This is a genomic window from Pedobacter sp. TM02, from assembly GCF_059705275.1.
Window position 1 is genome coordinate 985010 of the sequence record NZ_AP046530.1, and the last position, 14640, is coordinate 999649.

Genomic DNA, 14640 nt, shown 5'->3' on the forward strand with positions numbered 1-14640 from the left:
TCCTATTAATTATGGACTAAAGACTCTAAAAAATACCCGTTTTTAGGTATTGTACCCGGTATGCGATAGGTCTACTTTAGCAGGATAAAGATAATTCCTGGCATAAATCAATCCGATGAAAAGCACCTTAATCCTTTTATTGTTTAGTCTAACTTTAGCTAGGGCAACGTTTTCGCAAGAGCTGAAGCCCAAAAAGGTAAGTATACGTTATGGTTATGTCGACCAGAAAGGCATAACGGTTATCCCTTATTTGTATGATGAAGCATCGGCTTTTTCGGAAGGGCTTGCCAGGGTAGTAAAGGATAAAAAAAGAGGGTTTATAGACAAAACAGGAAAAACAGTAATCCCTTTCGAATATGAAGGGTCCACTAATTTCTCGGAGGGTTTGGCAAAGGTGGTGCGCGATAATAAAGTAGGGTATATTGATAAAGAAAACCATTTGGTAATACCTTTTATGTACAAAAGTGGAGGAAGTTTTTCGGAGGGATTGGCTATGGTTGCCGAAGAAAGGGTTGGTTTTATTGATAAGGCTGGGAAAGTTGTCATTCCGTTTAAATATGGCCCTTCCAGCTCTTTCTCCGAAGGGCTTGTTGTCGTTACCTTAAATGGCAAAATGGGTTATATAGACCGAAACGATAAACCAGTGATCCCGTTTAAATATGACGATGCTTACGACTTTAAAGAAGGGCTGGCAGTTGTGCTTGTTGATGGCAAGTACGGAGCTATTGACAAAACAGGAAAACAGGTTGTTCCTTTAAAATACGATTTAGTGTATAGTTTTAAAAACGGGGTGGCTCAGGCTGGCCGAGATGGCAAGATCGTAGACCGTAAGATAGAAGATGCCAAATGGGGACTTATCAATAAGAACGGCAAAGAAATAACGCCATTTAAATATGACGGAATTGCTGGTTTTGGAGAAGGAGGCTTGGCTCCTGTACGGATTGGCGATAAATATGGCTTCATCAACGAGCAGGGAAAAGAAGTAGTTCCGGTTAAATACGATGAGGTTCATCCCTTTGAATACGGGCTTAGCCTAGTGGTTCTCGACGAAAAATACGGCTTTGTAGATATTGCCGGCAAGGTTGTCATAGACCTTAAATACGATCTTGCTTACGGTTTTGAAGAAGGATTGAGTGCCGTAACCATTGGTGATAAAAGCGGCTATATAGACCGAACCGGAAAAGTGGTGATCCCCATCAAATATGATTATAGGAGCGTGGGGGGCTTCGCCATGGATTTATCTTATGCCGCATTAGAAGGGAAGTATGGCTACATCAATAAAGAGGGCAAAACAGTTATTCCTTTTCAATATAAAAGTGCTTATACCTTTACCGCGGGAGAAGCCCTTGTTTTTGAATTCAACGGCAAAAGCTATTGGATAGATGAGAAGGGAAATACGCTTAATAAGCGCTAAATGCTTTGTTGCCAGAGCTGGTTTTAAAGAAGCGTCTTGTTGGCAACCAAGCCATTAAGTACAATAGAAAGAAATATAGATTTTCTTGTAAACGATTAACCTAAGTGTTACTTTAGGGCAATGCTTATAACCTCTCAGGCTATGACAAAACAGATAGTGATTTGTGATGACCATTTACTTTTTTTAAATGGCATTGCAGAGCTGCTCAAAAATACCGAGAATGATTATTGCATTTCTAAATTTAGTGATGCGCACTCTTGCCGGCAATACTTGATGCATAACGTTGCCGATGTTTTCATCTGCGACTTGAATATCAATCATTTTGATGGCTTTTTGTTGCTCGAAGAGCTTAAGTTTCAATTGAAAAATACCAAAACGATTATTCTTACCGCTTATTACGAGGATTTTTTGATCCAAAAAGCAAGGAAGGCCGGTGTTGATGCTTTTCTGAAAAAGGAAACGCCTGCCAATGAGCTGGTTGATGTGATAAATGCTAAAAAAGGCAGCGAGTTTTATACCAATAAAGTCAACAAAAGTAATGCGAGTGTTTATAGCGATATAGATAAGCCGATTATTAACAAGTTCAGGATTTCGAAGCAGGAAAGGGAAATCATTAAACTCATTATCAAAGGATTAACCAGTAAAGAGATTTCGAATACCCTGTTTATTGCCAAAACTACTGTAGATACGCATAGGAAGAATATTTACAAAAAGCTGGAGATCAGCAACAGCGGCACGCTTATCAAATTTGCTCATGAAAATAACCTGCTTCATTAGCCTGCTGCTATGTTCTTTTTTCGCGTGTGCACAAATAACAAGCAAACAGCTATTGGTAAAGTCTGGCTACGCTGTAGATACGAATTCGTTGTGGACCAAAGCCGATCTTGAACGGCAAAAACTTTACCGGTTTAATCCACACCAAAAAGTTGATATTGGCTATAACAAAGACGCGGCGGTATGGTGCAGGTTCACCCTTCAAAATACCGATCCCTCGCAAAGCGCAAGAACCTGGCTCTGTTTCAACAACAACCACATCGATAGCCTTACGCTGTTCGATGGTGGAACCACCCAAACCATAGGCGATAGAACGGCAATGAAAAGCCCTTTCATTGAAGCTTTGGCGTTTGAGCTTAACCTGCAGCCGGGCGAGGAAAAAGTTGTTTGGGTGAGGGCTAAAAAAGAGACCTCTTTCCTGGATTTCTCTTATAGTTTAGAGAACCAAATTGATTTGGAAACAAAGTCGTCGCAAAAAATAGCATTGACTTCCTTTTTTATCGGGATGGTTTTTTTGCTGCTCATGATCAACGGCATATTGTTCTTGCTCACCAAAAATCGGCTGTACATTTATTACATTGGCTATTCTTTGCTCACGGTATTTTATGTGGCCATTACAACCAATTTTGCCAAACATGTTTTATTTCCGCAGTTTAGGTTTTTTAGCGAGGGCCGGCTTTATCTGGGTGGGCTTTGGTATATCGCCTTAAGTATTTTTCTGAGCCACTTTTTAAGGCTAAAAGAGAACCAGCCTGCAAAGTACAGGATTGTTGTTGGGCTTAACAGCATAAACCTTATGCTTATTTTGGTTACCATTGTGTTGTTGGTTTTTTACAAGCATTTTGATTTCAGGTATTTTTTTATGCTGGCGTATTTCATGTTGCTGGCTTCTATCGTAACGATTTTCTGGGCTGCATTGGTATATTTAAAAATAGAAAGAACAAAGGCTGTTTATGTGTTGCTGGCCTTTTTGCCGCAGCTTATTTGGTCGGCCTGCCTAATCCTAAAAACATTCAAGGTTATTCCAGAATCGTTGGGTGGTAATTGGTTATTGTTCATTAGCCTTTATGAAGTGTTTTTGTTTGGATATGTGCTATCCAAAAACTATATAGAGATCTTTTTGAAAAACAGCGCGTTGATGGAACAGGTTATCTTGGAAAAAGAAAGCTCGTTAAAAACAATCAACGAGGTTCAACTTCGGGAGCGCAGAAATATCGCCAATATCATCCATGATAAGGTGGGGAGCAAAATTGCGCATATTATTCATCTTTTCGACATGAAAAATGCAAGGCTGGCCAAGGAAACCATCGGCGAGCTGGCAGAAGACATCAGGGATATTTCCCATAAGATTCTTCCCAAGGCACTTGATGATGGCGCACTATTTGCAAGCCTGCAAAGCCAGATTACGAGTTTAAACGCCGGTTTGTCTGATTGGAAGATTGAGCTTTTTGGCTATGACTTTCCCGAAAAGATAGAGGAGCCCTGGATTTACGACATGTACCTGATTGCCCTGGAAATTATCAGCAACGCCATTAAACATGGCCAGCCTAGCCTAATAACCATTGAATTTTATCAATACACCAGCTACTATCATTTTCAATTTATAGACGATGGGCTTGGCTTTGATGTGCAGCAAACCAGCAAAGGCTTTGGGCTCGAAAATATCGAAAAGCGGATCAATTACTACAAAGGCAATTTCGAGATCAGTAGCGTTAAAAACGAAGGAACCATTATTCAGGTCAGCATCCCGGTTGGCAAGAGCTGATCAAATCACGAAAGCTAAAAATACTCATTATTGGGTATTTCACTAAGTGGTACTTGCGATTACCTTAGTGTTGCTAACGGGAAATGTTTTCTTGTACACATGCTGCAATAAAAAATATGAAAAAATTAATGTTTTTACTTTTTTTGTGCCATGGCGCCTTCGCCTATGGCCAGGTCAAATTCGAAGACAAGAAATTGGCGCTCCTTCAGGATATATTTTATAAAACAACCAGGCAGAATGTGGTGTCTTTCTTGAAAGACAAAGGATTCGAGAAGGGAGATGAAGATGAAAACTATAAGGATGGAGATGAGGAAATGCTTGTTTATGGTTCGGAATTCGACGAGCTAAGCATAGCATACAAAGCCAACAAAATTAAATCTGTATATTCTCTCTTTGTCGGAGCCCCAAACACCATATTTATCGAAATGGAGCTTAAAAATAAGGGCTATAAGTCAAGGGTTGTTAAAGAGGAAATCGCGGGCGAGACCGTAACAAGAAACTTGTGGAGCATAGCAGGCTCTAAACTTGAGTTTTTTACCTTTTCGGATGAAAAAAAGAAATTGGGAGCGGTAGGCTATGGAACCTTTAAATAAAGATAAAAAGCAGATCAACTGAAGGTAAAATGGAAGACGGAAAATGTGGCTGGGACCTTCAGGTTTGCTTGCCCTTTTTAGTCTAAATCTGTCTCCAAAATCCGTAAATCTTGAATCAGCTTATTTTTTCTGCAAAACTCAATAAGTTCTTTTAGTCTTTTATGGTTATTGTACCTCAAATTCCAGAACAGTTTCTTTTGGCATTCAGCGCAAAGCCTGTTGGTGCAAATGTCTGTTTTGCTCAAGGTGTTGCTGCCATTCATGGTGCATTTGGCAAAAGTGCAGTGCGCCATTGTAAACAGGTGTAAAATTTCATGACTGGCAATATTTGTCAGCCTGCTCAGGCATAGATCAAAATTCGAAGCTGCCAACTCTTTTGCCATAGACTATTGACCATAAACTATCCACGGAGAGGCTTCCCGCTAAGACTTGTTTAAAACTTATCGTTCAAAATCCCGTCACAAGCCTTATATTTACGCATCCCAAATACTTTTATAGCGAATGAGTGACGAATTAGAAAACCTAAACGAAGCCAACCTGCCCGAAGAAAACGAGAACAAGCATACCGTAACGCCCATTAACGGGCTTTATGAAAACTGGTTTCTCGATTATGCCTCTTATGTAATTCTGGATAGGGCGGTGCCGCATATACACGACGGGCTCAAGCCTGTGCAGCGCCGTATCATGCACTCGCTCAAGGAGATGGATGATGGTCGTTTCAACAAAGCGGCCAACGTAATTGGGAATACCATGAAGTACCATCCGCACGGCGATGCCTCTATTGGCGATGCCATGGTACAGATCGGACAAAAAGATTTGCTTATCGATTGCCAGGGAAACTGGGGCGATCCGGTAACCGGCGATAGCGCCGCCGCGCCACGTTACATCGAAGCCCGGCTCTCCAAATTTGCCAACGAAGTAGTTTTTAATCCAGATACCACCGATTGGCAGCTCAGTTACGATGGACGTAACAGCGAGCCGATTACTCTGCCCGTTAAATTTCCCCTGCTATTGGCCCAAGGCGCCGAAGGTATTGCCGTAGGTTTGGCTACCAAGGTAATGCCCCACAACTTTGTCGAATTGTTAGATGCTTCTATCGAAGTGCTCAAAGGCAACAAAACCAATATCCTGCCCGATTTCTTTACCGGTGGCATGGCCGATTTCTCCAACTACAACGAAGGGATGCGAGGCGGCAAGATCAGGGTGCGGGCCAAAATCACCGAAAAAGACAAGAAAACTCTCGTTATTACGGAAATTCCGTACAGTACTACGACAGGTTCTGTAATTGATAGCATTTTGGCTGCCAATGATAAAGGCAAAATCAAAATCAAAAAGATTGAAGATAATACTGCCCAAAACGTAGAGATTGTTGTACAATTGGCGCCAGGCATTTCGCCCGATGTAACCATCGACGCCTTGTATGCCTTTACGGCCTGCGAAGTTTCCATCTCGCCAAATACCTGTATCATTAAGGATGAGAAACCTCAGTTTTTGAGCGTAAACGATATCCTGGCGCAAAATACGATGCACACCAAGGCATTGTTAAAGCGAGAACTCGAAATCCGTTTGCACGAACTGCAAGAGAAGATTTTCTTTAGTTCGTTGCTCAAAATCTTCATCCAAGAAGGCATGTACAAAAATGCAGAGTACGAAAATGCCGCCGATTTTGAAGCTGTAGTTACGGTATTGAACCTCTTGTTCGATCCCTTTAAGCCCTCGCTGTACCGCGAAATCTTGCCTGAAGACTTCAAAAAGCTGATCGATAAGCCGATGAGCAGCATTACCCGCTTCGACGTGAAAAAAGCCGACGAAGCAATGAAGGCGCTGGAAGATGAAATCAAGGTGGTAAAAGGACATTTGCGCCACCTAACCGATTATGCCATCGCCTGGTTTCAAAAACTTAAAGATAAATACAGCAAAGGCCGCGAACGTAAAACCGAAATCCGCCTGTTCGATAAGGTAGAAGCTTCTAAGGTAGCCTTGGCCAACGTTAAATTGTACATGAACCGCGAAGATGGATTTATCGGAACGGGCTTGCGCAAGGACGAATTTGTAGCCGATTGTTCCGATATTGACGAAATCATTGTTTTTAGGGAAGACGGCAAGTTTACCGTTACCAAAGTAGCCGATAAAACCTTTGTGGGTAAAGGTATTATCCATGCCCAGGTTTTCAAAAAGAACGACGAACGTACCGTTTACAACCTCATTTACAAGGATGGGGCAAGCGGCACCAATTACGTGAAGCGTTTTGCGGTATTGGGCGTTACCCGCGACAAGGAATACGACCTGACCAAAGGGGGCAAAGGCTCTAAGGTTTTATACTTTACAGCCAATCCGAATGGTGAGGCCGAAATTGTTACCGTACAGCTGAAGCCACATTCTAAACTCAAAAAACTGCAATTTGACCTCGATTTTGCCGAACTGGCCATTAAGGGCCGCGGATCAATGGGTAATATTGTGTCTAAATATCCAGTCAAAAAAGTATTGCTCAAAAGCAAAGGCGTTTCTACCTTATCCGGTCTTAAGATTTGGTACGACGATCTGTTGAAGCGTTTGAACGTAGATGGCAGGGGCAAATACTTGGGCGAATTTGACGGCGACGACAAAATCCTTCAGGTCAATGCGGCGGGTTGGTACGAACTCACTTCGTTCGACTTGAGCAACCACTTTGATCCAGGTATTGTATTGATGCAAAAACACGATCCGGAAAGGGTTTATGGCTTGGTGCATTACGATGCCAAGGCCAAAAACTATTTTGTAAAGCGATTTGTGTTTGAAATGCAGCCTGCAGGCAAAGAAGTGACTATTATTAGCGAAGAGCCTGGTTCCAAAATGATTTTCATTACCGGCAAGCCTGATGCGCAGGTACAGATCGATGTAGAGAAGGGCAAATCCAAAACGCCTGAAACCCTGGTGGTTGATTTGGCTGGACTAATCGATGTAAAAGGAATGAAGGCCAATGGCAATAGGCTGTCGCAACACGAAGTAAAAAGCGTTAGCCTGGTTAATGCCGAACCAGAAATTGGAACCGAACTGATAGAAAATGCACCGGTAGAAGAACAGGAAACAACCGAAACCGAAACAGCTACGGCAACTGCAACAAACGAAGTAGCTACCGAGGCTATGGTGGAGGCAACCACCATTGAAGAAGTGGTGCCTGAACCAGTCGAGCTTACTGAAACAACCGATAGCGAACAAGTTCAATCGGCTGAAGAGCCACCGGCAGCACCTAAGAAAAAGCCCTTGTTTAAAGCTGAGCCAGTTAAAGAGAAACCTGTTGTAGAAAAGGCATCTGCTCAAAAAGAGGAGCCGAAGCCAGAACCCGCTTCTGCCACAAAACCCGTAGAGGAAGATAAGCCGGCCAAAAAAATAGACTTGGAAATTACCAACCCCGACGATATCAAAATTGACGATAAAGGTCAACTGGGATTTTTTTAAGTCGCAAACATGAAATATTGCTATACCTTTGTACTAATGCTGCTGTTTTTTGCTGAAGCAAAAGCCCAGGAAACACTAAGCAAAGAAAGAAAGGACCAGGATAAACGCGTAGAAAAAATCCTGAAAAATTGGATTAAGCTCTTCAATGAAAAGAAATATGAGGAACTGTATAGCCTTTATTCATCATCTTATCAGGGAAAAACGCCTTTAAAAGCCTTTGAACAGAATATGGCTACAGCCCTAGATATGGTTACGGAACTTAAATCGGCAAAGTTTAAATTTTATAAGAGCAATTCCTATAAGTATGGGTTCTTAAGCAAAAAGGGAGAAAGAGAAATGGACGTCGTGTTCTTTATGGATCAGGATTTCAAGTTTAAATATTTTGTAATCGAAAGTATTGGCGGATATGGAGATGCTCCGCCAATGATATAGGGTAAGGTCAAACAACCCAAATTGACGAAAAGAGTCAACTTAGACTTTTTAGCTTTATACCAGAGAATTGCCATTTTAGAAAAGAGGTCGGGATTAAGTACCCCGACCTCTTTTGTTTTAGTAATAATAGCATTGAACGGGTTTGCAGGCTCCGTTAGGCTCATCACATTCCCAACCTATCCCTATGCCACCTGGTCCGTAAGGATCCGGGCAAGGAGGCCCGCAAACATAGCCTTCTTCGCAACGGTGATAGCCACCATTAATTTTTTTCATTTCCTTTCTGTCTAGGGCTTTCCCTAAGCTTTTTAGTTTTTTCATGTTTTTAGGTTTGATTAATAGTATAATAAATATAATGATAATTTGTAAATGTTTAGTGTTCAATGTTTTCTGATGCCTAAGGGTTTGTTGATAGAAAGCCTATCACAAATTCCATGTCTTTGCGGTTAGGCTACGGCCTTTTGAAAAGTATCTGCCGAAAACTTCGAACTGCTATTAATTGTTTATATTTGGCCAACTCAAAGGGGTGCTGCTCGGTTGTGTAAGCCCTTACCAACCGCTCGGCTGAGATTATACCCATGTTGAGGTTAAAGGTTAAAAGTCAAAAGTTATAAGTCGAATTACTTTACACTTTGAACTTAATACTTTAAACTTCAAATGCACCTGATTCGGGTAATGCCGACGTAGGGAAGAGGTTATTTACAATGCTGTTTCGCCCTGAAAGCAGTTTTCCTTTAATTTTTAAGCTGTAAAAGGCACTATTGTAAATGAATTTTCAAGATTGGTTCGTGCTGTTCAAAAACCAAATTGCACATACCCCGATTGTCGAATGGCTGGCAGTTGGTTTTGGTGTTTCAGAAGTTTTATTGGCCAAAAAGAACAGCATCTGGCTTTATCCAACAGGCATTGTTTCCATTTTGCTGGGCATGTACCTTTTGTTTAATGCCCATCTGTATGCAGAAATTATGCTGAATATGTATTATTTGGTGATGAGTGTTTATGGTTGGGTCATCTGGAAAAACAGAGAAGACCATCAGCATAAAGAGGTTTTATGGAGCACCAAAAGTGAATTGGCTATCGCTATAGCCATAGCTGTAATTGGTTTCCTGTTTTTTTACTTCCTGCTCACGCACCTGCCAGAAAAAACATGGTACTTCAGCACATTTGATGTCACGGTAAATTTCATCAAATCAGATGTGCCTGTAGCTGATGCTTTTGTTTCCTCGTTTGCCTGGGCAGGTATGTGGCTTTTGGCGCGAAGAAGGATTGAAAACTGGATTTTCCTCAACATATCGAATATAGTGGCCATTCCGTTGCTCATCCATAAAAAACTGGCCTTAATGGCTGTACTTACGCTCTTCCTGTTTGTCGTGGCCATCTTCGGCTATTTCGATTGGAAAAAAATCAATGCGGAACAAAAACTTAAATCCGTCGCGTAATGGAAAACCTTTTAAAACCGATCTGGAAAGAAACCCTTAAAAAATATGCACCGCTGGCCGAGGCAGCTGGAGAGTTGGAACCCGAAATTTTGGAAATCGTTTATCGGGAGCAGTGGTTTAAACTGTTTGTGCCGGAGGCCTACGGCGGACCAGGCAAGAAATTGCCGGAAATCTTAAGGCTGGAAGAAGAACTGGCCAGTGTGGATGGGAGCCTGGCTTGGACGGTTACCTTGTGCAGCGGTGCGGCATGGTTTGCCGGTTTTCTTGATCCGGCATTGGCCAAAGAAGTGTTTGCCGATCGTAAGGTTTGCTTTGCCGGCAGCGGCGCGGTAGGGGGTACAGCCATTAAAACCCCCAATGGCTACCGGATTAACGGCCATTGGAAATATGCCAGTGGCGCTTTGCATGCCACCATATTTACGGCAAATTGTGTGTTGCAACATGAAGATGGAACAGATCAGCTCGACGAAAACAACGAACCCATTATCCGTTCCTTTATCCTGAAAAAAGAGGAAGTGAACATTTTGCCGGGCTGGTCTTATTTCGGACTGGTAGCTACCGGAAGCCATGCCTTTGAGGTGGTTAATGTCGAAATTCCTGCCAATAGGTCTTTCAAGATCAATAATGAGATTAAAGTAGCCGACCAAGGTTTTGATTACCCTTTCCTGCAACTGGCCGAAACTACGCTCATGGTTAATAATTTGGGCATGGCCAACCACTTTATCGAACTGGTAGAAGAATATTTTTACAAACGCTCTGGATTAAAGCGGTTTAACGAAGAACAGGTTGCTTTTTTTAAGACAGAACTGACCCGTTGCAAGAAAGAGATAGCCGCTTTGCGAACAGCATTTTATGAGGCTTTCGACGATACTTGGAACCAATTGATAAATAAGGGAAAGATAACTGAAGCCAGCCTGAACGAAGTCAGCAGGCTGAGTCGCGAACTGGCCCATGTTGCCCGTACCAATGTAGACAGGCTTTATCCTTACTGTGGTTTGGAAGCGGCTAAAAGAGATAGCGAAATCAACAGGGTTTGGCGCGATATCCATACGGCAAGCCAACATGCCCTGCTTACGTTCAGGTTTTAAGCCAAGTTTTATGTCATAAAAAAGGCGACCAATTGGTCGCCTTTTTTATTATTGATATTGGATATAAATCGGTTTAGGTTTAAGCTTCATCAGCTCTTCTGGTGTCATCAAGCGGTTTGGCGCTTTTTTAAGGTCGTTTTTGTAGAACAGTTTAAAACCGGTAAACTGTACAGGTTCCCCATAAATAAAGTGACGGTAAGTACCCAGTTTTAAATCAGGTTCGCCCCAGCCATCCATGTGCATCACGATCTGTACTTCTGGCCTTAGCTTGATGTTTTGGTAATTGGTTACCATTTTCTTGGTGAAACGGTGTACGGTTAGCACTTTTGGAGGCAGGTTGTATTTTTTCACGATGTCTGCCAAATATTGGCTTACATAGTTGATATCCGCTGCATCGTAGGTGCCGATTTTTTTGCCTGGCAAAGAACCATCCTTCATCGAAAACTCCGGATCGATGCCCAAGTGTACCTGAGGAAGTTCCAAATACTTTTCAATATGTGGCAATTCGGCCTTGATATTGCTCAATGCCACCTGCAAATCTAAAAATACGATGGTATTCGGTTGCATTTTGGCAATTTTCAATACCGAATCGATCTGTTTGTTGCCCATACGGTTAATGTATTTGCCGTCTTTGCCTGCAGTGCCACTGGCTACCGCCGCAATGTAGTGCAAGCCGACCTGTACAGGTGTGCTTGGATCTACTTTTTGCCAGTGTTTTACTTCGGCATTCAAGCGTTGCCACATTTCTTTTGGCGGATATTCGCCCAATGCACCCATTTTTTTCGAATGCAGGTTACCGTAATAAACCACGATACGTTTAAAAGGCAGGATGGCCCCGGCTAAGGGATATGGCTGGTTTTTTACAGGCCATTTTCCGGTAGTATCACCATTGGCCAATTTAGCCACTAATTCGTTGTATTTAGCTGTATCAACAGGGGTACGCGGCGTTTCTTGTTCAACCTGCGTCGAATCTGTCTTTGCCGATTTCGCTGTTTTACCATCGGTCTTTTTTGCATCAGAAGTGCAGTAAGCGAAAGTACTTACTGTGGCTGCACCTAAAAGCAGTACACCTGCAATGTGGGTTAGTTTCATACGTAATAGACTATTTTAAGGGTTAGCTGTAACCTTTTTGTTAATTGGGTTTTCCAGTTTTGCCAAAAGTACGTCAATTAATCGGGCAATTGCATGATAATTATCAACAGATTAACAATGCCACATTTAAAATTGGCTGAGCTTTTCGAACCCCCTGCAAGGATAACATTTTTTTGAGAAGAATAAAAACCCTCTTTTTCAATGTTTTAGCAATTCTTTTTTAAATTATTTGTAATTAGTCTAAATAAGATTTAATATTGCGTCATTATTTAAAATCGTTCTAAATAGTACGCATGAAAAAACTCCTACCCTTTATATTTTTGCTATTAGCCTCTGCTTTATTTGCCCAGCAAAGCAATGAGCTGGTATACCTTACGGGCAAGGTCATCACCGCCGATGGCCAGCCAGCCTCGGGTTTGTTGGTGGCCATTAAAGACACCAAAAATATGGCCTTTACCCAAAACGACGGCTCTTTCAAAATCGCATCGCCTGTTGGCGACAAACAACTGATAGTCAAATCAGGGCTATCAACCCTGTCGCAAGATATAGCAGTAAGCGCTGGCCAGGTGGTACTGCCCACCATTACTTTAAAGGAAAAAGCTTATGAGCTGAAAGAAGTGGTGGTAACCGCTCAATATGGACCACAGTCGATGAGAAATGCGGTATATAATGTAAAAACCATCAGCGCCGAGCGAATTAGGCTCAGGGCGGCCACCAACGTGCAGCAGGTGCTCAATACCGAATTGGGTTTCAGGTTCAATAACGATTTAACACTGGGCACTACCGACGTGGAACTGATGGGCATGAGTGGCCGCAACATTAAAATATTGCTAGACGGCGTACCTGTGGTTGACCGCTCGGATACCCGCGAAAGCCTAAACCAGATTGACATTAACACGGTTGAAAGGATAGAAATTGTAGAAGGCCCTGTTGCAGTGGTTTATGGAACTGATGCATTGGCTGGTGTAATCAACATCATTACCAAAAATGCGGGCAAATCGTTGCTCAATATTTCGGCAAGAGTGCAGGAAGAAACGGCCGGCACTGAATACCAGGCTTTGAAGGGAAGTGGTATCCACAATCAGAACCTGAGCGCCAGTTGGCAAAACAAGGGCTGGAGCGCTTTGGCCGGGTTTAGCCATAACGAGTTTGGGGGCTGGAATTTGGCGCCAAAAACAGCATTCGCCGACGAAGTAAACGCCGAAACCAACAGATGGAAACCCAAGGAACAGTTTTTGGGAAATACCAAAATCGGCTACAGGAACAATAATCTTAACATCTGGTACCGCCTGGATGGCCTAAAAGAAACCATCGATACGAGGTTGGGCATTAACCCCAACAATTACAAAGGGAAACTGCAAACCTACACCACCAAACGCTATACACAACAACTCCAGTCGGAATACAGGGTTTCCGAAAAACTCGAATTGAACGCGATTATAGGTTATACCGATTTGCAAAGGGCTACCCGATCCGTGATCCACGATTATACGAATAACACTGTGCAACTCACCAGCGATGCAGGCGAACAAGACGTAGCCAAGTTTAATGCCACCAGCGTTAGGGTAACGGCCCAGTACTTTGCCAGCAAAACATTGTCGGTACAGCCCGGTTTTGAGTATAGCAGAGATGCAGCCAGTGGCCAAAGGATCAAAGGCTCGCCCGTGATCAACGACTATGCTTTTTTTGTTTCTTCAGAAATAAGACCAACCGACCGCATCAATATCCGCCCAGGGTTAAGGTTCATTAAAAACTCGGTTTATGATGCCCCCGCTGTTATTCCTTCCTTAAACACCAAGTTTGGACTAAGCCAAAACTTCGACCTGCGCCTGTCGTATGCCCGAGGCTTCCGCGCCCCGGCGTTGAGGGAGCTGTACTATAATTTTATCGATGCCAGTCATACGATACTGGGCAACGAAAACCTCAAGGCAGAACAATCGCATAGTTTCAATGCCTCTTTGGTTTGGTCGGGCCTGCAAAAAGACAACATGCAGTTGAGGACTACGGCTACAGGTTTTTATAATCTTTTTACCAATAGGATTGACTATGGCATGGATCCGTCAAACGCGTCGGTTACTACTTTGATCAATGTGTCGAGATACAAAACTATAGGTGCCACGCTAGACAATGTTTTCATTTGGAATAACCTGCAGGTGAACCTGGGATTCTCTTACATAGGCAGGTACAACAGGTTGGTTGAGGAGCCGGCTTTAAACGTGCCCGAATTGATGTGGGCACCTGAACTGAACGGCAATGCAACTTATCGTTTTCCAAAAATCAAGGGCAGCATAAGTCTCTTTTACAAATACACAGGCAAAAGGCCTGGTTATGAAACCGTAACGATAAGCGGTTCACAAACAGCCCGGATGGTGAAGATCGGCGATTTTAGCTGGGCCGACCTGATGCTGAACAAAAACATTTACAAATATTTTACCCTCAATGCGGGTATTAAAAACCTGTTCGACGTAACCCAGCTCACCAATACTTCAACGGCAAGTGGCGCAGCGCATAGCAGCGGTGGAGCTACCGTACCTTACAGCTATGGTCGTTCGTATGTGTTGGGCTTAACCTTTAACTGGAATAAAAACTAAAACTCAAATTAATAAGA

12 protein-coding genes are annotated in these 14640 nt (G+C 42.7%); 9 read left to right on the forward strand and 3 right to left on the reverse strand.

The annotated features are described in order from the left end of the window. Positions 1 to 115 precede the first annotated feature (115 nt). The 4 genes from AC6H1S_RS04170 to AC6H1S_RS04185 all read left to right on the forward strand — a co-directional run bounded on the left by AC6H1S_RS04170 (position 116) and on the right by AC6H1S_RS04185 (position 4546). A complete protein-coding gene (locus AC6H1S_RS04170; protein ID WP_497565241.1) occupies positions 116 to 1414 on the forward strand; it encodes a WG repeat-containing protein in 1299 nt (432 codons plus the stop codon). A 141-nt stretch (positions 1415 to 1555) separates the two neighbouring features. Further along, positions 1556 to 2191 (forward strand): response regulator, encoded by a 636-nt coding sequence (locus tag AC6H1S_RS04175; protein WP_497565242.1) that lies wholly within the window; start codon positions 1556 to 1558, stop codon positions 2189 to 2191. Beyond that, positions 2169 to 3953: a sensor histidine kinase gene (locus AC6H1S_RS04180; protein ID WP_497565243.1), complete on the forward strand. Its 1785-nt coding sequence runs from the start codon at positions 2169 to 2171 to the stop codon at positions 3951 to 3953. The genes AC6H1S_RS04175 and AC6H1S_RS04180 overlap by 23 nt, the downstream gene beginning before the upstream one ends. A 116-nt stretch (positions 3954 to 4069) precedes the next feature. Continuing rightward, positions 4070 to 4546 (forward strand): hypothetical protein, encoded by a 477-nt coding sequence (locus AC6H1S_RS04185; RefSeq protein WP_497565244.1) that lies wholly within the window; start codon positions 4070 to 4072, stop codon positions 4544 to 4546. 77 nt (positions 4547 to 4623) lie between these two features. Here the strand turns inward: AC6H1S_RS04185 and AC6H1S_RS04190 are convergent, their stop codons facing one another. Next, positions 4624 to 4929, reverse strand: a complete 306-nt coding sequence (locus tag AC6H1S_RS04190; RefSeq protein WP_497565245.1) for a hypothetical protein — start codon at positions 4927 to 4929, stop codon at positions 4624 to 4626. 118 nt (positions 4930 to 5047) lie between these two features. Between AC6H1S_RS04190 and AC6H1S_RS04195 the strand changes: the two genes are divergently transcribed. After that, positions 5048 to 7984 carry a DNA gyrase/topoisomerase IV subunit A gene (locus AC6H1S_RS04195; protein WP_497565246.1) on the forward strand — a complete coding sequence of 979 codons (2937 nt, stop codon included), beginning with the start codon at positions 5048 to 5050 and terminating at the stop codon, positions 7982 to 7984. Between the two features lie 9 nt (positions 7985 to 7993). After that, positions 7994 to 8416 carry a hypothetical protein gene (locus AC6H1S_RS04200; protein ID WP_497565247.1) on the forward strand — a complete coding sequence of 141 codons (423 nt, stop codon included), beginning with the start codon at positions 7994 to 7996 and terminating at the stop codon, positions 8414 to 8416. Between the two features lie 117 nt (positions 8417 to 8533). Here AC6H1S_RS04200 and AC6H1S_RS04205 read toward each other — a convergent pair whose 3' ends face one another. Continuing rightward, a complete protein-coding gene (locus tag AC6H1S_RS04205; protein ID WP_497565248.1) occupies positions 8534 to 8734 on the reverse strand; it encodes a hypothetical protein in 201 nt (66 codons plus the stop codon). Between the two features lie 446 nt (positions 8735 to 9180). Between AC6H1S_RS04205 and pnuC the strand changes: the two genes are divergently transcribed. Next, positions 9181 to 9852 (forward strand): nicotinamide riboside transporter PnuC, encoded by a 672-nt coding sequence (pnuC, locus tag AC6H1S_RS04210; RefSeq protein WP_497565249.1) that lies wholly within the window; start codon positions 9181 to 9183, stop codon positions 9850 to 9852. Beyond that, a complete protein-coding gene (locus AC6H1S_RS04215) occupies positions 9852 to 10940 on the forward strand; it encodes an acyl-CoA dehydrogenase family protein (protein WP_497565251.1) in 1089 nt (362 codons plus the stop codon). The genes pnuC and AC6H1S_RS04215 overlap by 1 nt, the downstream gene beginning before the upstream one ends. Before the next feature lie 48 nt (positions 10941 to 10988). Here the strand turns inward: AC6H1S_RS04215 and AC6H1S_RS04220 are convergent, their stop codons facing one another. Then, on the reverse strand, positions 10989 to 12032 hold the full coding sequence (locus AC6H1S_RS04220; protein ID WP_199140599.1) for a hypothetical protein: 1044 nt from the start codon (positions 12030 to 12032) through the stop codon (positions 10989 to 10991). 293 nt (positions 12033 to 12325) lie between these two features. Between AC6H1S_RS04220 and AC6H1S_RS04225 the strand changes: the two genes are divergently transcribed. Further along, positions 12326 to 14623, forward strand: a complete 2298-nt coding sequence (locus AC6H1S_RS04225) for a TonB-dependent receptor (protein WP_497565252.1) — start codon at positions 12326 to 12328, stop codon at positions 14621 to 14623. The last annotated feature ends 17 nt before the right edge of the window (positions 14624 to 14640 follow it).